16 protein-coding genes are annotated in these 21,186 nt (G+C 61.6%); 8 read left to right on the top strand and 8 right to left on the bottom strand.

Going from position 1 to position 21,186, the window contains the following annotated elements:
• Positions 1-34: 34 nt before the first annotated feature.
• A complete protein-coding gene (locus SC318_RS16330) occupies positions 35-892 on the bottom strand; it encodes a LysR substrate-binding domain-containing protein (RefSeq protein WP_320427630.1) in 858 nt (285 codons plus the stop codon).
• A gap of 111 nt (positions 893-1,003) precedes the next feature.
• Here SC318_RS16330 and SC318_RS16335 point away from each other — a divergent pair, with 111 nt between their 5' ends.
• From SC318_RS16335 to SC318_RS16345, 3 genes are all read left to right on the top strand, one after another.
• Positions 1,004-2,113 (top strand): 2-aminoethylphosphonate--pyruvate transaminase, encoded by a 1,110-nt coding sequence (locus SC318_RS16335; protein WP_320427631.1) that lies wholly within the window; start codon positions 1,004-1,006, stop codon positions 2,111-2,113.
• Positions 2,114-2,141: 28 nt separating this feature from the next.
• Positions 2,142-2,969 (top strand): phosphonoacetaldehyde hydrolase, encoded by an 828-nt coding sequence (phnX, locus tag SC318_RS16340; protein WP_320427632.1) that lies wholly within the window; start codon positions 2,142-2,144, stop codon positions 2,967-2,969.
• Positions 2,970-3,080: 111 nt separating this feature from the next.
• Complete coding sequence (locus SC318_RS16345; protein WP_306493545.1) at positions 3,081-3,635, top strand: cytochrome b; 555 nt, start codon at positions 3,081-3,083, stop codon at positions 3,633-3,635.
• A 1-nt stretch (position 3,636) separates the two neighbouring features.
• Here the strand turns inward: SC318_RS16345 and SC318_RS16350 are convergent, their stop codons facing one another.
• Entirely contained in the window at positions 3,637-4,527 is an 891-nt protein-coding gene (locus SC318_RS16350) for a 1-aminocyclopropane-1-carboxylate deaminase/D-cysteine desulfhydrase (RefSeq protein WP_320427633.1), read from the bottom strand.
• 52 nt (positions 4,528-4,579) lie between these two features.
• A complete protein-coding gene (locus tag SC318_RS16355; RefSeq protein ID WP_320427634.1) occupies positions 4,580-6,619 on the bottom strand; it encodes an oxidoreductase in 2,040 nt (679 codons plus the stop codon).
• Between the two features lie 210 nt (positions 6,620-6,829).
• Between SC318_RS16355 and SC318_RS16360 the strand changes: the two genes are divergently transcribed.
• The 3 genes from SC318_RS16360 to SC318_RS16370 all read left to right on the top strand — a co-directional run bounded on the left by SC318_RS16360 (position 6,830) and on the right by SC318_RS16370 (position 10,339).
• Positions 6,830-7,960, top strand: a complete 1,131-nt coding sequence (locus SC318_RS16360) for a carbon-nitrogen hydrolase family protein (RefSeq protein WP_320427635.1) — start codon at positions 6,830-6,832, stop codon at positions 7,958-7,960.
• Positions 7,961-7,964: 4 nt separating this feature from the next.
• Positions 7,965-8,999, top strand: a complete 1,035-nt coding sequence (locus SC318_RS16365) for an AraC family transcriptional regulator (RefSeq protein ID WP_320427636.1) — start codon at positions 7,965-7,967, stop codon at positions 8,997-8,999.
• Positions 9,000-9,331: 332 nt separating this feature from the next.
• On the top strand, positions 9,332-10,339 hold the full coding sequence (locus SC318_RS16370) for a transketolase-like TK C-terminal-containing protein (RefSeq protein ID WP_320427637.1): 1,008 nt from the start codon (positions 9,332-9,334) through the stop codon (positions 10,337-10,339).
• A gap of 24 nt (positions 10,340-10,363) precedes the next feature.
• Here SC318_RS16370 and SC318_RS16375 read toward each other — a convergent pair whose 3' ends face one another.
• The gene (locus tag SC318_RS16375) at positions 10,364-10,834 is read right to left on the bottom strand and encodes a MarR family winged helix-turn-helix transcriptional regulator (RefSeq protein ID WP_320427638.1); all 471 of its coding nucleotides are present in this window, start codon (positions 10,832-10,834) and stop codon (positions 10,364-10,366) included.
• Positions 10,835-10,978: 144 nt separating this feature from the next.
• Between SC318_RS16375 and aceE the strand changes: the two genes are divergently transcribed.
• Positions 10,979-13,639, top strand: coding sequence for a pyruvate dehydrogenase (acetyl-transferring), homodimeric type (gene aceE / locus SC318_RS16380; protein WP_320427639.1), 2,661 nt, complete (start codon positions 10,979-10,981; stop codon positions 13,637-13,639).
• Position 13,640: 1 nt separating this feature from the next.
• Here the strand turns inward: aceE and SC318_RS16385 are convergent, their stop codons facing one another.
• Entirely contained in the window at positions 13,641-14,459 is an 819-nt protein-coding gene (locus SC318_RS16385) for a DUF2242 domain-containing protein (protein WP_320427640.1), read from the bottom strand.
• 232 nt (positions 14,460-14,691) lie between these two features.
• On the opposite strand from SC318_RS16385, the gene nhaA reads away from it, so the two are divergent.
• Positions 14,692-16,035, top strand: coding sequence for a Na+/H+ antiporter NhaA (gene nhaA, locus SC318_RS16390; RefSeq protein WP_320427641.1), 1,344 nt, complete (start codon positions 14,692-14,694; stop codon positions 16,033-16,035).
• Positions 16,036-16,116: 81 nt separating this feature from the next.
• Here the strand turns inward: nhaA and SC318_RS16395 are convergent, their stop codons facing one another.
• From SC318_RS16395 to lon, 3 genes are all read right to left on the bottom strand, one after another.
• Positions 16,117-17,991 carry a SurA N-terminal domain-containing protein gene (locus tag SC318_RS16395; protein ID WP_320427642.1) on the bottom strand — a complete coding sequence of 625 codons (1,875 nt, stop codon included), beginning with the start codon at positions 17,989-17,991 and terminating at the stop codon, positions 16,117-16,119.
• Between the two features lie 231 nt (positions 17,992-18,222).
• On the bottom strand, positions 18,223-18,495 hold the full coding sequence (locus tag SC318_RS16400) for an HU family DNA-binding protein (protein ID WP_003174819.1): 273 nt from the start codon (positions 18,493-18,495) through the stop codon (positions 18,223-18,225).
• Positions 18,496-18,645: 150 nt separating this feature from the next.
• The gene (lon, locus tag SC318_RS16405) at positions 18,646-21,042 is read right to left on the bottom strand and encodes an endopeptidase La (protein WP_306493559.1); all 2,397 of its coding nucleotides are present in this window, start codon (positions 21,040-21,042) and stop codon (positions 18,646-18,648) included.
• Positions 21,043-21,186: the final 144 nt, after the last annotated feature.

Genomic DNA, 21,186 nt, shown 5'->3' on the forward strand with positions numbered 1-21,186 from the left:
ATAGCGCAAGAACGCATCGTTCCACCAAAAACCCTCACGGCGCCAACTCGAAAAACGCCTGGATCAAGCGCAACGCCCGGCGCCGCTCCAGGCAGCCGAGGCTATGTCGATTCAGCAGGCCATCACCCAGGATCGGCACCGCGTGTACGCGCGGGTCCTGACTGACCTCTATCGAGGACACCACCCCAACCCCCAACTCGGCGGCCACGGCCTCGGTCACCGCTTCACGGCTGTCCAGCTCCAGCAGCACCCTGGGGTGGACCTGGGCGGCCAGGCACGCGTCATCGAAGGTGCGTCGGGTGATGGAGCTGGGCTCGCGCAGCACCATGATCACCTCGTTCAACTGCGCCAGTTCAATGCCCTTGGCCTGCGCCGCCCACGGATGCGCCGCCGGTACCAGCGCACACATTCGTGACTCGCCCACAGGCTGCAGGTGCAGGCCATTGCGCGGCTCCACTTCGGTCAGCACCGCCACGTCGGCATGCTCCGACAACAAGGCGGCGAGGGTTTCCTGAGCGTTGCCCAAGCGCAGGTTCACGGTGATGCCGGGGTAACGTGCACGCAGGCGCGCAATCATCGGCATCACCAGGTGCGGGCCGTCCGCCGCCACTTCCAGGCGCCCGGTGAGCAGCTGGCGGTTGGCTTCGAGCATGGCTTGCGCCTCGTCCACCAGGCCAAAGATTGCGCGGGTGATCGCCGCCAGGCGCGCGCCCTCTTCGGTCAGCTCCACCCGCCGCGCAGTGCGGCGCAACAACGGGATCTGGTAGTGCTCTTCCAGGGCCTTGATATGCCCGGTCACCGCCGGCTGGCTGATGAACAGCCGGGCCGCCGCACGGGTAAAACTGCCCTCGCGGGCCACGGCATCGAATGCGCGCAGTTGGAACAGGTTCATAGCTATCGGCCTCACTGATAGCTCGCATAACAACAAACAATTTGATTGATAACAAGCCAAACTGCAATTTAGGCGCCGTAGAGTCGACCCGTTGTTTTGCGAGGACCCGAGATGAACCCTGCCGTGCCACTGCTGCTTACCCCCGGCCCCCTGACCACTTCACACCGCACCCGTCAGGCGATGATGGTGGACTGGGGTTCGTGGGATGAGCGTTTCAATCAACTCACCGCCAGCGTCTGCGAGCAGCTGTTGGCAATCATCCATGGCGCCGAGCACCACCATTGCGTGCCGTTGCAAGGCAGCGGCACCTTCGCCGTGGAAGCCGCCATCGGCACCCTGGTGCCGCGCAACGGCAAGGTGTTGGTGCTGGTGAATGGCGCCTACGGCAAGCGCCTGGCGAAGATTTGCGAAGTGCTCGGCCGCGCGTTCAGCACTTTTGAAACCCTGGAGGACGAACCCACCGCCGCTGCCGATGTGGACCGCCTGCTGCACGCCGACGCGTCCATCACCCATGTCGCGCTGATCCACTGCGAAACCAGCACCGGCATCCTCAACCCGCTGGCGCAGATCGCCGAGGTGGTCAAACGCCACGGCAAGCGCTTGATCATCGACGCCATGAGCTCGTTCGGCGCGCTGCCCATCGATGCGCGCGAAGTGCCCTTCGACGCGCTGATCGCCGCCTCCGGCAAATGCCTGGAAGGCGTGCCGGGCATGGGCTTTGTGTTCGCTGACAAAACCGCGCTGGCCGCAAGCCAAGGCAACTCTCACTCCCTGGCGATGGACCTGTTCGACCAGCACAGTTACATGGCCCAGACCGGTCAATGGCGCTTCACCCCGCCGACCCACGTGGTCGCCGCCCTGCACGAAGCACTGCTGCAATACCACGAAGAAGGCGGCCTGCCCGCCCGCTCCCAACGCTACGCCCACAACTGCAAGACGCTTCTGGAGGGCATGGCCGAACTGCGCCTGCGCAGCTTCCTGCCGGCGGCGATCCAGGCACCGATCATCGTCACCTTCCACGCCCCGAAGGACCCGCGCTATCAGTTCAAGGCGTTCTACGAACGGGTCAAGGCCAAGGGTTTCATCCTGTACCCGGGCAAGTTGACCCAGGTGGACACCTTCCGCGTGGGCTGTATCGGTCAGGTGGATGCCGCAGGCATGCAAGCCGCGGTCAGGGCCATCGCCGAGGTGCTGCAGGACATGCACGTGCAGGACATCTGATCTTCCCCCTACCGACAGGATTTGCACCATGAACTATCAGCACCCCACCACCCTCCAGGCCGTCATCCTCGATTGGGCCGGCACCGTGGTCGACTTCGGCTCGTTTGCGCCCACGCAGATTTTTGTCGAGGCCTTCGCCGAGTTCGGCGTAGAGGTTTCTATCGAAGAAGCCCGCGGCCCGATGGGCATGGGCAAGTGGGACCACATCCGCACGCTGTGCAACCAGCCACCGGTTGCCGAGCGCTACCGCAAGGCGTTCGGCCGCACGCCCACGGACGACGACGTAACGGCGATCTACCAGCGTTTCATGCCGCTGCAGATCGAGAAAATCGCCGAACACTCGGCCTTGATCCCTGGCGCCCTCGATACGTTGGCCGGGCTGCGTGCGCAAGGTCTCAAGATTGGGTCCTGCTCCGGCTATCCCAAGCCAGTGATGGACAAGGTGGTCGCCCTGGCCGCAAGCAACGGCTACATCGCCGACCACGTGGTCGCCACCGATGAAGTCCCCAACGGTCGCCCATGGCCGGCCCAGGCCCTGGCCAATGTGATTGCGCTGGGCATTGACGATGTGGCGGCATGCGTGAAGGTCGACGACACCGTTCCGGGCATCCTCGAAGGCCGACGCGCCGGCATGTGGACCGTGGCGCTGACCTGTTCCGGCAATGCCCTGGGCCTGACCTACGCGCAATTCCGTGCGCTGGACAGCGCCACCCTGGCCAGCGAGCGCCAGCGTATCGAAGCGATGTTCGAAGGTTCACGCCCGCATTATCTAGTGGACACCATTGCCGACCTGCCGCAGGTGATCGCCGACATCAACGCGCGCCTGGCTCGCGGAGAAATGCCGCAGAGCCACTGATTGAGGTCAAGGCCACGGCATTTGCAACAGGCGAAGCGCTTGAAACAGGCATACAGTTAACTCACTCCGTCAAAGAACGGAGGCATGCCCTGACAAATGAGGAACCCAGCGATGCCGTGGAAAAATTCCGATACGCGCTACAGCACCATGTCGATTGCGCTGCACTGGTTGATGGTGGTGCTGCTGGCGGTGGTGTACGCCTGCATTGAACTGCGCGGGCAGTTCCCCAAAGGCAGCGGCGCACGCACGCTGATTGTGGAAATGCACTTCATGCTTGGCCTGACTGTGTTCGTGCTGGTGTGGTTGCGCCTGTTTGCCCGCAGCCTGGGCGTTGCGCCGAAAATACTGCCGGCACCGCCGCAGTGGCAGAGCCTGCTGGCAACACTGACGCATGGGGCGCTGTACGCCCTGATGATCGGCATGCCGATTGCCGGTTGGCTGATCGTCAGTGCCGAGGGGCATTCGGTGATGTTCTATGGGATGGAATTGCCGCCGTTGATTGGCGAGAACAAGGCATTGGCCAAGCAGATCGAGGGCTGGCATGTGTGGTTTGGCAAAGCCGGCTATTGGTTGATCGGGCTGCATGCGCTGGCCGGGATCTTTCATCACTACGTGCTGCGCGATAACACCGCGTTGCGCATGATGCCAGGCAGGAGCGGGCACTGAGCTAGGCCTCAAAACCTCGGCGGCCTTGCAAACCGCCGGTGTGGACGAAAATCAGCCGGGTGCCAGCCGCGAAGCGTCCGGCCTCGATCTGCTGCTTGAGCGCCAGCAACGCCTTGGCGGTGTAGAGCGGCTCCAGGGGAATGCCGCAGGCCTGTTGCGTGCGCTCCATGAACTCAAGCAACAGCGGGTCGACCTTGGCAAAGCCGCCACGGCTGGCGTCCAGCAAGTGGTAGCCGTGCTGCACGATGGCGCTGACGTTCTGCGCCACGCCGTGATCGTCCGGCACTGCCATTGCGCCGTACACCGCATGCGCCCCCGCCTCGGCCAGCACCAGGCCGGCCAGGGTGGTTCCGGTGCCGGCTGCCAGCCACCAGGCGTCGTAATCGGCCCAGCCCAGGTTATTCAATTGAGCCCTTGCCTGTTCGACCAAGACCCCGCAGCCCATGGCCCCCGTCAACCCGCCACCGCCTTCCGGCACGGGATACAGCTGCGGGTACTGCTCGCGCCAGGGCAACCAGAACCCCGGCGCATGCCGCTCGCGATAACCGCCATACCCCAGCCAGTGCAGGTGCATGCCGAAGGCTTTCAGGTCGAGTACGGTGGGCGTGTCCTGGGGATGGCCGCGCAACAGGCCGACGGTGGCAAAACCAAAGCGCTTGCCCGCCGCCGCCAGCGCGTGCAGGTGGTTGGAGTACGCCCCGCCAAGGCTGATAATGCCGCTGGCGCCGGCCTGTTGCGCCTGGGCCAGGTGGCCGCTGAGCTTGAACCACTTGTTGCCGCTGATCAGCGGGTCGATGCGGTCCAGCCGCAATACGGCCAACTCCACCCCCTGCAGCCAGTCCAGCTGCACGGGTTCAAGCGGGGCGTGGGGCAGCCAATCGAAAGGACCCATGAAGGCGCATCTGCATGAAAAAGGAGCGGCAGTCTAGCACCGCTCCTTGTCTTCACAGCTCGGCGGCGAGGCGCGAGCCCTGATTGATGGCGCGCTTGGCGTCCAGCTCGGCCGCCACATCCGCGCCGCCAATCAGGTGCACGTTCTGCCCGGCGGCGACCAGGCCGTCATGCAACTCGCGCAGCGGGTCCTGGCCGGCGCAGATGACAATGTTGTCCACCGCCAGCACCTGAGGCTCACCCTCGGCACCGATGCGGATGTGCAGACCTTCATCATCGATCTTCAGGTATTCGACGCTGTTCAGCATTTGCACCTGTTTGTTCTTCAAGCCGGTCCGGTGGATCCAGCCGGTGGTCTTGCCCAGGCCGTCGCCGACCTTGGACGCCTTGCGTTGCAGCAGGAACACCTCACGCGCCGGCGCATGCCGCTCGGGCTTGATCCCGGCGACGCCGCCACGGGCCTCAAGCTGGGTGTCGATGCCCCACTCTTTCCAGAACGCTTCACGGTCCAGGCTGGTGGACACGCCCTGATGCACCAGGAATTCCGACACGTCGAACCCGATGCCGCCAGCGCCGATCACCGCCACACGCTTGCCGACCGGTTTGCGCTCGAGGATCACGTCGAGGTAGCTGAGCACCTTGGCGTGCTCCACGCCTGGGATCGCCGGGGTGCGCGGTGCGATACCGGTGGCCAGGATCACTTCGTCATACCCGCCCGCCACCAGCTGCGCCACGTCCACGCGGGTGTTGAGGCACAGCTCGACATGGGTGGTCTGCAGTTTGCGCTTGAAGTAGCGCAGGGTTTCGAAAAACTCTTCCTTGCCCGGCACGCGCTTGGCGATGTTGAACTGGCCGCCAATCTCGCTGGCAGAATCGAACAGCGTCACTTGGTGGCCGCGCTCGGCAGCCACTGTGGCCGCCGCCAGGCCGGCGGGGCCGGCGCCGACTACCGCGATTTTCTTGATCTGCTTGACCGGCAGGTAGTTGAGCTCGGTTTCATAGCACGCCCGCGGGTTGACCAGGCAGGTGGTCAGCTTGCCGCCGAAGGTGTGGTCCAGGCACGCCTGGTTGCAGCCGATGCAGGTGTTGATCTCGTCGGCACGCCCGGCCGCCGCCTTGTTGACGAAGTCCGGGTCGGCGAGAAACGGCCGCGCCATGGAGACCATGTCGGCATCGCCTTCGGCGAGGATCTGCTCGGCGATTTCCGGGGTGTTGATGCGGTTGGTGGTGATCAGCGGAATCTGCACCGCGCCGCGCAACTTGGCGGTGACCTTGCTGAACGCACCGCGCGGCACCTTGGTGGCGATGGTCGGGATGCGCGCTTCGTGCCAGCCGATACCGGTGTTGATCAGGGTAGCGCCGGCCTGCTCGATGGCCTTGGCCAACTGTACGACTTCTTCCCAGACACTGCCGCCTTCGACCAGGTCGAGCATCGACAGGCGGAAAATAATGATGAAATTCGGACCTACCGCTTCACGCACTCGGCGCACGATTTCCACGGCCAGGCGCATGCGGTTTTCAAAACTGCCGCCCCAACGGTCGGTGCGGTGGTTGGTGTGGGCAGCGAGGAACTGGTTAATGAAGTAGCCCTCGGAGCCCATGATTTCCACGCCGTCGTACTCGGCCACCTGGGCCAGCAGCGAACAGGTGACGAAATCCTGGATCTGCTTCTCGATGCCTTCCTCGTCCAGCTCCCTGGGCTTGAACGGGTTGATCGGCGCCTGGATCGCACTTGGCGCTACCTGCTTGGGGCTGTAGGCATAACGCCCGGCGTGCAGGATCTGCATACAGATCTTGCCACCGGCCTCGTGCACGGCCTGGGTGACGATCCGGTGCTTTTGCGCTTCTTCCTCGGTGGTCAGCTTGGCCGCGCCCGCATACACGCCGCCCTCATCGTTCGGGCCGATGCCGCCGGTCACCATCAGGCCCACACCGCCACGGGCACGCTCGGCGAAGTAAGCCGCCATGCGCTCGAATCCACCGGGCTTTTCTTCCAGGCCAGTGTGCATGGAGCCCATCAGGGTGCGGTTGCGCAGGGTGGTAAAACCCAGGTCCAACGGGGCCAGCAAGTGCGGGTAGGCAGCAGCGGTCATGGTACAGCTCCACAACGGATCATCACGGGACGTGGAGCGCTCGAATGGCACCCCATCGGTTTATACCCCACAGACTAAGAGGCGATCAGCTACCGCTCAATGACCGAAACTGACAACTTATTGATCCAAATGCACAGCGCCCCTTGGCAAGCCGGGCCATGGGCCCTACCCTGTCGCGAACCCTGTCTCCGGTCTGTTGTCTGTTGCCCCATGCGCAAATTACTCGTGTTCACCATCAACATGGCCCTGGTTGCCGCCCTCGCCGCGTATCTGGTCTGGACCCAGGAGCGCCCCGTGGCGCATTACCTGTCGGACCTGCGCATCACCCTGGCCGTCAATGAAGGCCAACCGGCCGACCGTGGCAACCTGCTGGGGATCCAGCCGGAGCTGTTTCCCGCCGACTACCAGAGCCTGGAACGTCTGCACCTGAAGCTCTCGGCCTATCTGCAAAAGGCCCGTGAAATGGGCTTGATCAACGACAAGACCATCGTGGTGCTGCCGGAACACATCGGCACCTGGCTGATGCTGGTCGGCGAGAAAGACGAGCTGTACCAGGCCACCCACCTCAAGGACGCCATGAACTGGCTATCCATCAGCAACCCGGTGCCGTTCCTGCGTGCCTGGATCAGCGCCACCGGCGACAACCGCATGGACGATGCGTACTTGCGCATGAAAGCGCCGGGCATGGCGCGCGATTATCAGGTGCTGTTCGGCGGGCTGGCCAAGGAGTTCGGCGTGACCCTGGTGGCCGGCTCCATCGCCCTGCCCAACCCCACGGTGAGCCTGGGGCAACTGCAGGTCGGCCACGGCGCGCTGTACAACGTCAGCCTGGTGTTCGCCGCCGATGGCCTGCCCTTGGGCCAGCCGCAGCGTCAGCTGTACCCGATCTATGACGAACGCGGCTTTATCGAACCCGGCGATGAAAACGTCGTCAGCGTGGTCGACACCCCGGCCGGGCGCCTGGGCATTCTGATCGGCAGCGACAGCTGGTACCCGGACAACTACCGCAAGCTCAACGAACAATCAGCCCAGCTGATTGCAGTACCGGCCTACGTAACCGGGCGGGACACCTGGGACCGTCCTTGGCGCGGTTTCAAGAGCGTGTCGACCCCGTCTGAAGTCAGCCTAAAGCCCGAAGAAACCAGTGAGGGCGAAGCCTGGAGACGCCTGACCCTGATCAGCCAGCCGCCCATCAGCCAGGCCACGGCGGGCATGAGCGTGTTCCTGCGCGGACAGTTCTGGGACCTGGGCAGCGCCGGGCAAAGCTTTCTGAGCCGCAACGGGCAGCTGTTCGCCGACGGCGATGCCCGTGGCGCGCGCCTGCTGAATATCTGGCTGTAAGCGTGTGAAGCCGGTGCGCCTGGGGGATTTGTCGGTGGGCTTCGTGCACACCCTGGCCGATGCCATCCATAGCCACGGCCTGGACCCGCAACCCCTGCTGCTGCAATACGGCCTGGACCCTGCACGCCTGGCCGAAGCCGGTGCGCGCCTGTCGATCCCGCGCTATATGCGCCTGGGCCATGCAGCCATCCAACTGACCGGCGATCCGGGCCTGGGCCTGCGCATGGGCCAGCTCAGTCGCCTGAGCCAGGCCGGGCTCGCCGGTGTCACCGCCGCCCAGGCGCCGAATGTGCGTGAAGCTGCCCGCACGCTGACGCGTTTCGAACCTTTGTATGGCTCCAACTACCGCGGACAATCGAGCTTTCATGAGGACGCCGAAGGCGCCTGGCTGAGGTTCTATTCCATCAGCCCCTACAATGCCTATAACCGCTTTGTGGTGGACTCGATCATCGCCGGCTGGCTGCATCAACTGTCGAGCCTGGCGCAACAACAGGTGCAGGCCCAACGCATTGAAATCGAGTTCGACGTCCCCGAGTACAGTGACTTATATGGCCTGCTGGGGGACGCACCGGTGCAGTTCGGCGCCGACAACAATCAACTGCGCCTCAGCCAACCCACCCTGGCCCTGCGCAACCCGCAATACTGTCCAAGTACCTGGCAACTATTGCTGCAGCTGTGTGAACGGGAACTGGAGCAACTGACCCGCACCCGCAGCCTGCGCGAGCGCATCACCCGTTTGCTCGGGCCGATGCTCAATGGCGGCCGGGAACCCGACCTGGAGGAAGTGGCGGCGCGCTTGAAGCTGCCCACCTGGACACTGCGACGCAAACTGACCGACGAGGGCACCCAGTTCCGCGCGATTCTCAACGACACCCGCCGCGACCTGGCCATGACCTACATCCGCGACACGGAACTGGCCTTTGGCGAAATCGCCTACCTGCTCGGTTTTGCCTCGGCCCAAGCCTTCCAACGCGCCTTCAGGCGCTGGAACAACCAGACCCCAGGGGAATTTCGCCGCAGTCAGCGGCATTCCGCCTGAAGTCGGGCTTACAGCTCGGTGGCATCGTCGACCGGATCCAGCGGGTCGAATTCGAATGCCTGGTACTCCAGCAGTTCTTCCTGGTAATCGTCCATGGTGGACTCCTTGTTGAGTTTAATTCGGCCGCACGATTAATGACCTGCACCCGCAGCGTAAAGTGCCGTCATGACGAAAAAATGTCTGCGCCGTGACATTCCTGCCTTTGAAGATTAAACGTGTCAGGGCCACGCTGATTTAAATGGCGATTTTTAGATGCACTTGCAATCATTGCAATTGCAATCATTAACCGGACTCCGTTAGGGTAGGCGCACCTGTCGTCTGGAGCCACGCCCATGCCCGCCTCTACCGCAAACGCCGCGCAGTGGTGCATCGACGCACTCAGCACCTGCGCAGACTCGCGCAGCTCGCCGCTGTACACGGTCATGACCATGGCCAGCACGTTGGAATTCAGCCGGCACGCCTGGGTGATTCGCGGCCAGTCACGCAGCCGACGCGCAGGCAACTGGCCCACGTGGTTTGCGCGCAACACCGGCGAAAAACCCATGCTCTACCTGCACAGCGTGACGTCGTCCGCACAGTTGCGCGCATTGTCAGACTGCACCGCCCAACGCGGCATCTTGTGCAATGACAGCGAAACACAGCCATCCCCTTGGCCGAAGGGCGCGCACCCGTCGCTGCCACTGTGGCTGTCGACCGATCCACGCTGCACACCCTACGACCCTGCCTCGGGCGAAGAAGCACGCACGATCGTATTGGCCGGGTTGCGCACGTTATATGTCGATGGCAAGCCAGGGTTTTATTACCTGGCGTTGCATGATCAGGAAAGCGCCATTGCACCTCAGACGCTGGATCCTGAAGGCACGATCAAGGGCATGTATCCGGTTCGGCAACTTGGCAGCGTGGAAGCTGTGCGATTGCTCGGCGCCGGCCGGGCCTTGGCGGAGGTGCTGCACGCCGCGCAGTTGCTGGAGCATGAATGGGGCATCACCGCGCACGTATGGAGTTGCCCCAGTTACACACGGTTGGCCCGCGAGGCGGCGGCCGCTGAGCGCTGGAACCGCCTGCATCCGCTGGCGCCCAGGCGTAGCTGCCATTTGCGCGACTGCCTGGCGGGGAGCCGAACCCCGGTGATCGCCGTTACTGGCTACCCACAGACGGTCGTTGACCCGTTGGCGGCGCATGTGGACACGCGCTTCGTGGCGCTGGGCGCAGGCTCGGTGCAGGCAGCAGCACCGAACCGTTACTGGATTGCAACCTTGGCGCTGAAAGCCTTGGCCGATGACGGGCATCTGGACACACAGAAAGTGGCAGACGCCCTGCAACGCTATTGCCTGAAATGAGCTGGGATGCAGCAGCTTGCGCACTCAGGTTTTGCGTCGACCACGGGTTTGCACACCCGCATCCATCGCCAGTCCCGCCGTGCGCTCCAGCGCATCGGCAAAGGCCTGGCGCTGCTCAGGCTCGATCTGCGACAAGAACAGCTCGTCAACGGTGCTTTCGTAGATTTTCCACATCTTTTTGCGCAGGGTGCGGCCCGCCTCGGTGATCGAGGCAAACGCCGCTCGGCCATCACCGTCGGAACGCGAGCGCACCACCAGACCGTCTTTTTCCAGGCGGTCGACCAGACGGGTGAGGTTGTAACGCTCGATGGCCAGCACATCGGCCAGTTCATGCATGCGGCGAGTGCCTTCAGCGCCGCTTTCCAGCCCCCACAACGCGTCGTACCAGGCATACGGCGGCAGTTGCGCCTCGGCCAACCGGCGCTCGATCTCACGGATGACCGTCCTGTGGGCCCTGACAAAACGGAACCATACATCAGGCTCTTTCGACGACATGCAACACCATCCGGGGATTTTCAAGAAGGTTGCAATAGTAGCTCATCCCAGGCTAAATTCCGGCATGTCGTTGCAATTGCAACTACATTGCACCGCGCCCACAAGGAGTCCGCCGCCTGGAATCCGCCTACCCTGGAGCCTTTTATGAACCCCAATAACGCAGCATCTCTGGACAACGATCCACAGGAAACCCGCGAGTGGCTGGACTCCATCGAATCGGTGCTGTCTGCCGAAGGCCGCCCGCGCGCCCATTACCTGATCGACCAGTTGCTGGATTTCGACGTAGCGCGCCACGGCGACTTTTATGGACGGGTGACCACCCCTTACGTCAATACCATTGCCGTCGATCGCGAGGCGCCCTACCCCGGCAATCTCGACATCGAACGCCGGACCAATGCGTTTATCCGCTGGAACGCCATGGCGATGGTATTGCGTGCCGGCAAACACTCAGGCGTAGGTGGGCATATCGCGACCTATGCGTCAGCCGCGGTGCTCTACGACGTAGGCTTCGACCATTTCTTCCGTGGCCGAACCGATACGTTCGACGGCGATCTGGTGTACATCCAGGGCCATTCCTCCCCAGGCATTTACGGTCGCGCTTATCTGGAAGGCCGCATCAACGAAGCCCAACTGGATAACTTCCGACGCGAGGCCGGTGGCGAAGGTCTGTCTTCCTACCCTCATCCACGGCTGATGCCGGACTTCTGGCAATTCCCAACGGTGTCCATGGGGCTCGGGCCGATCACTGCCGCTTACCAGGCGCGCTTTATGCGTTACCTGGAATTTCGCGAGCTCAAGCAACACCAGGATCGCAAGGTATGGGCGTTCCTCGGTGACGGCGAAATGGACCAGCCGGAATCACTGGCGGCCATCTCCCTGGCGGGGCGCGAAAAACTCGACAACCTGATCTTCGTCGTCAACTGCAACCTGCAACGCCTGGACGGCCCAGTGCGCGGCAACGCCAAGGTGATCCAGGAATTCGAAAGCTTGTACCGTGCCGCCGGCTGGAATGTGATCAAGGTGATCTGGGGCGGTGGCTGGGATGCGCTGCTGGAAAAGGACCACAGCGGCCTGCTGCGCCAACGCATGATGGAATGCGTAGACGGCGACTACCAAACTTACAAATCTCAGAATGGCGCCTACGTACGCGAACATTTCTTCGGCAAGTATCCGCAGCTGCTGGCACTGGTTGCAGACATGTCCGACGACGATATCTGGAAACTCTCACGGGGTGGGCATGACCCGGCCAAGGTCTACAACGCCTACGCCGCCGCGGTACGCCACAAGGGCCAGCCCACTGTGATCCTGGCCAAGACCGTAAAGGGCTTTGGCATGGGCGAGGCCGGCGAAGGCCAGAACATCAATCATCAATTGAAAAAGATGGGTGCCGAGGCGGTAAAAGCCTTCCGCGATCGCTTCGGGCTGGACGTGGCCGATGACCAGCTCGACGAGATCCCTTACCTAAAACCCGCCGCAGACAGTGCAGAAGCCCACTACTTCAGCGCCCGACGCCAGGCCCTGGGCGGGTACGTGCCGGCTCGGCACAGCAGCGTCGCGCCTCTGACGATCCCGCCCCTGTCCGCATTCGCCACTCAACTCAAGGACACCGGCGAGCGCGCCATTTCCACCACCATGGCGTTCGTGCGCATTCTCGGCACGCTGCTCAAGGACCCGCACCTGAGCAAGCTGATCGTACCCATCGTGCCGGATGAGTCGCGCACCTTCGGTATGGAAAGCCTGTTCCGGCAGATCGGCATCCACTCCGCCGTTGGCCAGCTATACACCCCACAGGACGCTGGGCAACTGAGCTACTACAAAGAGAGCAAGGATGGACAGATCATGCAGGAAGGCCTGAATGAATCCGGTGCCATTTCTTCATGGATCGCGGCGAGTACGTCCTACAGCAACCACGGCCTGATGACCGTGCCTTTTTATATTTTCTACTCGATGTTCGGCTTCCAACGCGTCGGCGACCTCGCCTGGGCGGCGGGTGATGCACGCGCCCGCGGCTTTCTGCTGGGCGCCACGGCCGGGCGCACCACCCTGACGGGTGAAGGGTTGCAGCATGACGATGGGCACAGCCATATCCTGGCGTCAGTGATTCCTTGCTGCGTAGCCTACGATCCGACTTTTGCCTACGAGCTGGCGGTGATTATTCGCGAAGGCATGCGACGCATGTATGTCGAGCAGGAAGACATTTACTACTACATCACTCTGCTCAACGAAAACTACCCGCACCCGGCAATGCGCGAAGGCGTCGAGACGGGCATTCTCAAGGGTATGTATCCGTTGAGTACCCACCACCAATCACGCGTGCAACTGATGGGCAGTGGTTCGATTCTACGTGAAGTGATCGCCGCAGCCGCGCTGCTTGAGCGGGACTTCGCCGTGCACAGCGATGTCTGGAGCGTCACCAGCCTGACTGAACTGCGCCGCGACGGGCACGCGATGGAACGCTGGAACCTGTTGCATCCGAGCGATGAACCGCGCCTGAGCTATGTGGAACAGTGTCTCGCCGACAAGACCGGACCGGTGGTGGTCGCAACCGACTACATGAAACTATTCGCCGACCAGATTCGCCCCTTCGTACACGGCCGCCGCTTTGTGGCGCTGGGCACCGATGGTTTCGGGCAGTCGGATACACGCGAAGCGTTGCGCGAGTTTTTTGAAGTGGATCGACATTTCATCGTGCTGGCGGCCCTGAAGGCCTTGGCAGATGACGGCGTGATCGGCCGTGACAAGGTCGTGGACGCCATCAGCCGCTACGGGATCAATGCCGACAAGGCAGATCCCGTAACGGTCTGAGCTACTGGGCTGGGGTCGGCAGAGGTGGAATCGCCTCTGTCGGCGCGGGCAGGTTCGGATTGGTCGGCGCAGGCGCGGGTTCTGTTACCGGTGTCGGTGCCGTCTCCGGGACGGGCTCTGCGCTTGGTGCGATGGGTGCGGCTTCGGGCGGCGGTGCGAGCGGCTGTGCAGCGGAAGGCGTGACAGGCGCTTCCTGAGGCGTGTCGACCTTCTCGGCTGCCGGCGCAGCTTTCTGCTCGGGCATGCCCAGCTCATCCTTGGGCTTCTCGGGAATATGCGCCGCCTGCTTCACTTCCTGGGGCAGGAACACATCCACCAAGGCAAAGTAACGCTCATAGAATTTGGGCGCCGAGACGGTCTCGCTCGCCACCTTGACCATCGAGTCATCGGTGGAGCCGATGGGCATCGACACCGAGCCCAATACCCCGACCCCGAGGCTGGCGGAGTTGTTGACCTTCTTCAGCGCATAGCGGTCCTGCAAGGCGTTGGCGAACATCGTCGAGTGATTGCTGCCTTTGCCATCGGCGGCACACACCACGTTGAAGCTGATCTGCAGGTGGGTCTCGCCGGTCTGTTGGAAACTCTTGTTGCCGGCCACCAACTTCGGGTCGCTGCTGGTGATGATATAGCCCTGGCTCAGCAGGGCACGACGCGCCGCTTCACAGGCCGCCACATCGCTCACCGGGTAATCGCGGGAAAAGGTGCCGGAATCGTCGAAATTCTCATGTTCATAAATAGCGGTCTTGGGCGACGAGCAACCCGCGGCGCCCGCCAGCACCAGCGCCAACCCTAGGTTTCGCAAGTGAAATGATGTCGACATCGAAAATCCTGAGAAAAACAGTCCGGGCGGTATTGTGCAACAGAACGGGGCCTGGGCGCGCGCATTCCTGTCGGTAAAACGTCACAAGCTGATGAGGCTGGCGCTGCGGAACATGACAAGTTTGTTTACAACTTATTCCCCAACTTCCTATTATCGCCCTGGGTGCGCTGCTGCATACGGCACAGCGCAGGTTAAAGGATAGCGTTGGTCGGGCCGCCAATGGAGATAGGTCGTGCCTGATAAACACCCTGCCATCCCCCGCCCTCAGCGTTTGGCCGAGGGCGCACTCTCTGCCCTCGGGCGCTTTTCGGACATTGAAGCCGTCAGCGGCATCGTCCTGTTATTGGCCGCCATCGTCGCCTTGATCTGGGCCAACAGCCCGGCGGCCGACACCTACGAGCACTTCTGGAATACCCCGCTCACCCTTGGCCTGGGCGACTACAGCGTCTCGCGCTCCCTGCACTTTCTGGTCAATGACGGCCTGATGACCATCTTCTTCCTGGTGGTAGGCGCGGAGATACGCCAGGAAATCAAGGACGGCGCCCTCGCCAACCTGAAGCTGGCCACGCTGCCACTGGGCGCTGCGCTGGGTGGCGTACTGATGCCGGCGATCATTTACACCGTGCTCAACCACGGCACCGCCGCCGCCAGTGGCTGGGCCGTACCCACCGCAACGGACATCGCCTTTGCCGTCGGCGTGCTGGCACTGTTGGGCAGGTCGATTCCCAGCGGCGTGCGTATCCTGCTGCTGGCCTTGGCGATTATCGATGACATCGTGGCGATCCTGATCATTGCTGTTTTCTTCACCGCCAGCCTTGATTACATGGGGCTGGTGATCGCCGTTGTCGGGCTGGCACTGGTGCTGGTTTTCCAGCGCATGGGCATCGGCAAGGCCGCTGTCTACCTGCTGCCGGGGGCAATCGTGTGGTTCGGCCTGCTCAAGACCGGCGTTCATCCAACGCTCGCTGGCGTGATCCTGGGGCTGATGACGCCGGTCAACTCCAAACCCAGCACCGAACGCCCGTTGGACACTATAGGCCGCACGTTCAACGAATTGATGGAGCGCTTCTCTCAGTCCCATGAAGGCCCAGGCCAAGTCACCCAGCCACTCAAGCAATTACGCGAAGCGCAGCGGGAAATATTACCGCCAGTGCAGCGGGTCCAATCGGCGTTGCACCCGTGGGTGGCATTCGGCGTAATGCCGCTGTTCGCCCTGGCCAACGCCGGTGTCAGCCTGAGCGGCTTCAACCTCGACGATCCCCTGCCCCACGGTGTGTTCATGGGCGTCGTCTTTGCCTTGGTGCTGGGCAAACCGTTGGGCGTGATGCTGGCCAGTGTCACGCTGGTCAAGCTCAACCTCTGTCAGCTGCCCGACGGCGTCACCTGGTCGGGTGTCGGCCTGGTGGGTCTGCTGGCGGGGATTGGCTTCACCATGTCGATCTTCATCTCGTCCCTGGCGTTCTCCGACCCGACCTTGCTGTCGGCGGCCAAGCTGAGCGTATTGACGGCTTCGACCCTGGCGGCGGTCGTCGGCCTGACCTGGGGCAAGCTCAAGTTTTCGGCCAGGAAAATCTAAGCAAGAGGCGCCGCCGCCTTTGACGCGCGCAAAAAAAGACCCCGGCCTCTTCAGGACGGGGTCTTTTTATTCAGGCCGACATCAGAACTTCTTGATGTCTGCCTGGGTTTCCAGCTGCTTGCGGTAGGCTGCAAAGTCTTGCTGGCCAATACGCGAAGCAAGGGCGCGACGGTATTGCGCCTTTTCTTCGTCCGTAGGCGCAGCCGCTTCATTGACGCCGTTCAAGCGCACGATCACCAGGCTGCCATCGCGCAGAGCGACGGTGGTGAAGGTCGGCTTGTCCTTCGCCGCAGGCTTGGGCATGCGGAACAGTGCTTGCAGCACGGCAGGATCGATCCCTTCCTGGCCACGGGTAGCGGCTTCGGTGACCTTCCAGGCCTGGCCATCAATCGGCTGGTTCAGCGCGGTCTTGCCATCACGCAGGCTGGCGATCAACTCGTCGGCATGGGTTTTGGCGGCGGCGCTGGCACGCTCCTTGGTCATCTGTGCGCGAATCGGCGCAGCAACCTGTTCCAGCGGCAGCTGGGCAGGTTTGCGGTGCTCTTTGGCACGCAGCACGATGATGGTTTCCGGGTCCAGCTCGATGGCGGTGCTGTTGGCACCTTCATCCAGCACTTCCGGGCTGAACGCGGCGGTGACCACGGCACGGTTGGCCGCGACGCCTTCGCCACCTTCACGGCCGAACGGCGCGGAAGTGTGCACGGTCAGCTTCAGATCGGACGCCGGCTGGGCCAGGTCGGAGGCTTCGAATGCCGCATCTTCCAATTGCTTGGTCGCTTCGACAAAGCGCTGTTCAACCTGCTGGGTCTTGAGTTCGCGGGTCAGCTTGTCTTTCAGGCTGGCGAACGATGGCACTTGTGGTGCCTCAACGCCCAGCAGCTTGATCAAGTGCCAACCGAACGTGGTGCGCACCGGCACCGACACCTGATCCTGCTTCAAGCCGTACAGAGCCGTCTCGAAGTCCGGATCGTAGACGCCAGGACCGGCAAAGCCCAGATCGCCACCGTTATTGGCCGAACCTGGATCCTGAGAGAACTCCTTGGCCAGCGCTTCAAACTTTTCGCCCTTGGCCAGGCGCGCCTGGATGTCTTCGATCTTGGCCTTGGCTTGCGCCTCGGTGACCTTGTCGTTGACCTCGATCAGAATGTGCGCGGCGCGACGCTGCTCAGCGAGGTTGGCGGTTTCTTTCTCGTAGGCAGCCTGCAGCTCATCGTCCTTGACGGTGACTTGGTCGAAGAACGACGACTTCTTCAGCTCCAGGTAGTCGATGACGACCTGGTCAGGGGTCATGAACTCCTTGGCATGCTGGTCGTAGTAGGCCTTGACTTCGTCATCGGTGAGTTTTACCGCTGCCGGGTCAGCCTTGATGTTGACGGTGGCGAAATCGCGGGTCTGTTTTTCCAGACGGGCGAATGCGAGCACCTCGGCGTCGGTCACGAAACCACTGCCGGCGATGCCTGCGCGGACCTGGCCGATCAGCATTTCCTGGGTCAGCATCTGACGGAATTGCAGGCGGCTATAGCCCAGTTGGCGGATCACCTGGTCAAAGCGTTCAGTGTTGAACTTGCCGTCCACCTGGAATTCCGGCGTCTGCAGGATCACCTGGTCCAGTGCCGCTTCCGAGAAGCCGAACTTGGAGTCAGCAGCGCCTTGCAGCAGCAGCTTGCGATCGATCAGGCCCTTGAGGGCCGCGTCGCGCAGCAGTTTTTCGTCCAGCAGCGAAGCATCGAAATCCTTGCCCAGTTGTTGCATCAGCTGGCGCCGTTGCATATCAACGGCCTGGCTCAACTCGGTCTGGGTGATTTCCTCACCGTTGACCTTGGCCACGTCCTGCTTGTTATTACCCGAAGCCTGGAAAATAGCCTCGATACCGGTGAACGCCATCAATGCGACGATGATCCCGATAATGGTCTTGGCAATCCAGCCTTGTGAATTGTCCCTGATATTTTGCAGCATGCGTCCCCCAGAAACGGTTGAACATCAAAAATAGGCAACCGTGGAGCGTGGGTAGAATCCGGATAGAAGAAAGGCGCATCCGAGGATGCGCCTTCTCGTAACTGGCGGAGCGGACGGGGGTTTGAACTCTGACCCCCGGCGTGGCGACCCCATGGATACGTGGGTCGGCTACCGCTCCGCTGCCAGGCCAGACCTGCGTCTGACCCGGGTAAGCAAAGGCTAGATCGAAGCTTAGTTAACGGCTTCTTTCAGGGCTTTACCGGCTTTGAAACCTGGTTTCTTGGCAGCAGCGATTTGCAGTGCTTTGCCGGTCTGTGGGTTACGGCCAGTGCGAGCTGGGCGGTCAGTCACAGAGAAAGTACCGAAGCCTACCAGTACCACGGAGTCGCCGGCCTTCAGAGCGCCAGTGACGGATTCGATTACTGCGTCCAGCGCACGGCCGGCAGCAGCTTTCGGGATATCAGCGGATGCAGCGATAGCATCAATCAGTTCCGACTTGTTCACTCTAAGTCCCCTTATATATCTATGAGTATGATTCTAAGTTTTTTTGGTAAAAAGCAAAAACCAGTGCTGAATGGCCTACAGACACTTAAGAGCCGCTTTATAACAAGGGCTCTAAAAAGCTGTCAAGGAAGCCCCCCAGGCTTCAACACATTAATGCGTGCTAATTCTTTCCTTGGAATCCGACTCGCGTTTCTCGTCCTTCGCGACTATCTCCGGAGCCACATCCGGCAAGGGCTCCGGCGCGTATTGCAGCGCAATTTGCAGGACTTCGTCAATCCATTTAACCGGTTTAATCTGAAGATCCTGCTTGATATTGTCAGGAATTTCCTTCAAGTCGCGGACATTCTCTTCAGGAATGATCACGGTCTTGATTCCACCCCGGTGTGCCGCGAGCAATTTCTCTTTCAAACCGCCGATGGCCAATACCTGACCGCGCAGGGTAATTTCCCCGGTCATCGCTACATCGGCACGCACCGGAATGCCAGTCAATGCCGACACCAGAGCCGTGCACATGCCTACACCCGCGCTCGGGCCGTCCTTCGGGGTCGCCCCTTCCGGCATGTGGATGTGGGTATCGTGCTTCTCGTGGAAGTCCAGGGGAATCCCCAGGCTCTTGGCGCGGCTGCGCACCACGGTCTGCGCGGCGGTGATCGATTCGACCATCACATCACCGAGGGAGCCGGTCTTGATCAACTGGCCCTTGCCCGGGATCACGGCCGCTTCGATGGTCAGCAACTCGCCGCCCACCTGGGTCCACGCCAGGCCAGTCACCTGCCCTACCTGGTCCTGCTGCTCGGCCAGGCCGTAGCGGAATTTACGCACGCCCAGGAAATGCTCCAGAGAGTCGGCAGTCACCTTCACCGAGAAGCGTTTTTCCAGCGCATGCTCTTTGACCGCCTTGCGGCAGATCTTCGCGATCTGACGCTCAAGCCCACGTACACCGGCCTCGCGGGTGTAATAACGCACGATGTCACGGATCGCTTCGACTTCAAATTCGATCTCGCCTTTCTTCAGGCCGTTGGCCGAAGTCTGCTTGGGCGCGAGGTATTTGACGGCAATGTTGATCTTCTCGTCTTCGGTGTAACCCGGCAGACGAATCACCTCCATCCGGTCCAGCAACGCTGGCGGGATGTTCATGGAGTTGGAGGTGCACAGGAACATGACGTCGGAAAGGTCGTAATCGACTTCCAGATAATGGTCGTTGAAGTTGTGGTTCTGCTCGGGATCGAGCACCTCGAGCAGCGCCGACGCCGGGTCGCCACGCATGTCGCTGCCCATCTTGTCGATTTCATCGAGCAGGAACAGCGGGTTGCGCACGCCCACTTTCGTCATCTTTTGAATCAATCTTCCTGGCATCGAACCGATGTAGGTCCGGCGATGGCCGCGGATTTCAGCTTCGTCACGCACGCCGCCAAGGGCCATGCGCACGAACTTGCGGTTGGTGGCACTGGCAATCGACTCCGCCAGGGAGGTTTTACCCACACCAGGAGGACCGACCAGGCACAACACCGGACCGCGAATTTTCTTCACGCGCTTTTGCACGGCGAGGTATTCGAGGATACGTTCCTTGACCTCTTCGAGGCCGTAGTGGTCGGCATCGAGGATTTCTTCAGCGCGGGTCAGGTCCAGGCGCACCTTGGTCTGGGCCTTCCACGGCACTTGCACCAGCCAGTCGATGTAGGAGCGAACCACGGTGGCTTCGGCCGACATCGGCGACATTTGCTTGAGCTTGTTCAGCTCGGCTGTTGCCTTGGTCAGGGCGTCTTTTGGCAGGCCGGCGGCATCGATACGCTTTTTCAGCTCTTCGATTTCGTTGTGGCCTTCCTCGCCATCGCCGAGTTCTTTCTGAATGGCCTTCATCTGCTCATTCAAGTAGTACTCGCGCTGGCTGCGCTCCATTTGTTTCTTCACGCGACCACGAATGCGCTTCTCGACCTGCAGCAGGTCGATTTCGCCATCCAGCAGTGCCAGCACATGCTCGACACGCGCCGACAAGTCGATGATCTCGAGGATGTCCTGCTTCTGCTCGATTTTCAGCGCCATGTGCGCCGCCATGGTGTCGACCAGACGGCTCGGCTCATCGATGCTGTTGAGGGACGACAGCACCTCAGCCGGGACTTTCTTGCCCAGCTGCACATACTGCTCGAACTGCGAAAGCAGGCTGCGCACGAACACTTCGGATTCACGCTCAGGGGCTTCGACTTCGTCGATCAGCGCCACTTCGGCGCGCAGGTGGCCGTCCACCTCCATGAAACGCTCTACTGCACCGCGCTGCTCGCCTTCCACCAGGACCTTGACGGTGCCGTCGGGCAGCTTGAGCAATTGCAGGACAGTGGCGACGGTGCCGACGCGATACAGGGCGTCTTCGCCTGGATCATCATCAGCAGGATTCTTCTGGGCCAACAGCAGGATCTGCTTGTCGCCCGTCATCGCGGCCTCGAGGGCTTCGATAGACTTCTCGCGCCCCACGAACAGCGGGATAACCATGTGCGGATAGACGACGACATCACGCAACGGCAGGAGAGGCAATTCGCTGGTTGTCTTCATGATTTCGCCTCTATGACAGTTGAAAAATAAGCTTGAAACCAAGATGGGGGTTGCATGCAAAAAAAACAAGCTCAATGCCAGCACTTAAACGCATGAATAAACGCGATTTAATCTGTCATCCCGTAAAAACGCCCCCAAAAAACA

The sequence above is a fragment of the Pseudomonas sp. MUP55 genome (genome assembly GCF_034043515.1).
In the GTDB taxonomy this organism is placed as follows: Bacteria; Pseudomonadota; Gammaproteobacteria; order Pseudomonadales; family Pseudomonadaceae; genus Aquipseudomonas.

Bases quoted from the DNA above. Each gene is read 5' to 3' on its own strand.
- SC318_RS16330 (WP_320427630.1), bottom strand. From the start codon at position 892: ATGAACCTGTTCCAACTGCGCGCATTCGATGCCGTGGCCCGCGAGGGC.
- SC318_RS16335 (WP_320427631.1), top strand. From the start codon at position 1,004: ATGAACCCTGCCGTGCCACTGCTGCTTACCCCCGGCCCCCTGACCACT.
- phnX (WP_320427632.1), top strand. From the start codon at position 2,142: ATGAACTATCAGCACCCCACCACCCTCCAGGCCGTCATCCTCGATTGG.
- SC318_RS16345 (WP_306493545.1), top strand. From the start codon at position 3,081: ATGCCGTGGAAAAATTCCGATACGCGCTACAGCACCATGTCGATTGCG.
- SC318_RS16350 (WP_320427633.1), bottom strand. From the start codon at position 4,527: ATGGGTCCTTTCGATTGGCTGCCCCACGCCCCGCTTGAACCCGTGCAG.
- SC318_RS16355 (WP_320427634.1), bottom strand. From the start codon at position 6,619: ATGACCGCTGCTGCCTACCCGCACTTGCTGGCCCCGTTGGACCTGGGT.
- SC318_RS16360 (WP_320427635.1), top strand. From the start codon at position 6,830: ATGCGCAAATTACTCGTGTTCACCATCAACATGGCCCTGGTTGCCGCC.
- SC318_RS16370 (WP_320427637.1), top strand. From the start codon at position 9,332: ATGCCCGCCTCTACCGCAAACGCCGCGCAGTGGTGCATCGACGCACTC.
- SC318_RS16375 (WP_320427638.1), bottom strand. From the start codon at position 10,834: ATGTCGTCGAAAGAGCCTGATGTATGGTTCCGTTTTGTCAGGGCCCAC.
- aceE (WP_320427639.1), top strand. From the start codon at position 10,979: ATGAACCCCAATAACGCAGCATCTCTGGACAACGATCCACAGGAAACC.
- SC318_RS16385 (WP_320427640.1), bottom strand. From the start codon at position 14,459: ATGTCGACATCATTTCACTTGCGAAACCTAGGGTTGGCGCTGGTGCTG.
- SC318_RS16395 (WP_320427642.1), bottom strand. From the start codon at position 17,991: ATGCTGCAAAATATCAGGGACAATTCACAAGGCTGGATTGCCAAGACC.
- lon (WP_306493559.1), bottom strand. From the start codon at position 21,042: ATGAAGACAACCAGCGAATTGCCTCTCCTGCCGTTGCGTGATGTCGTC.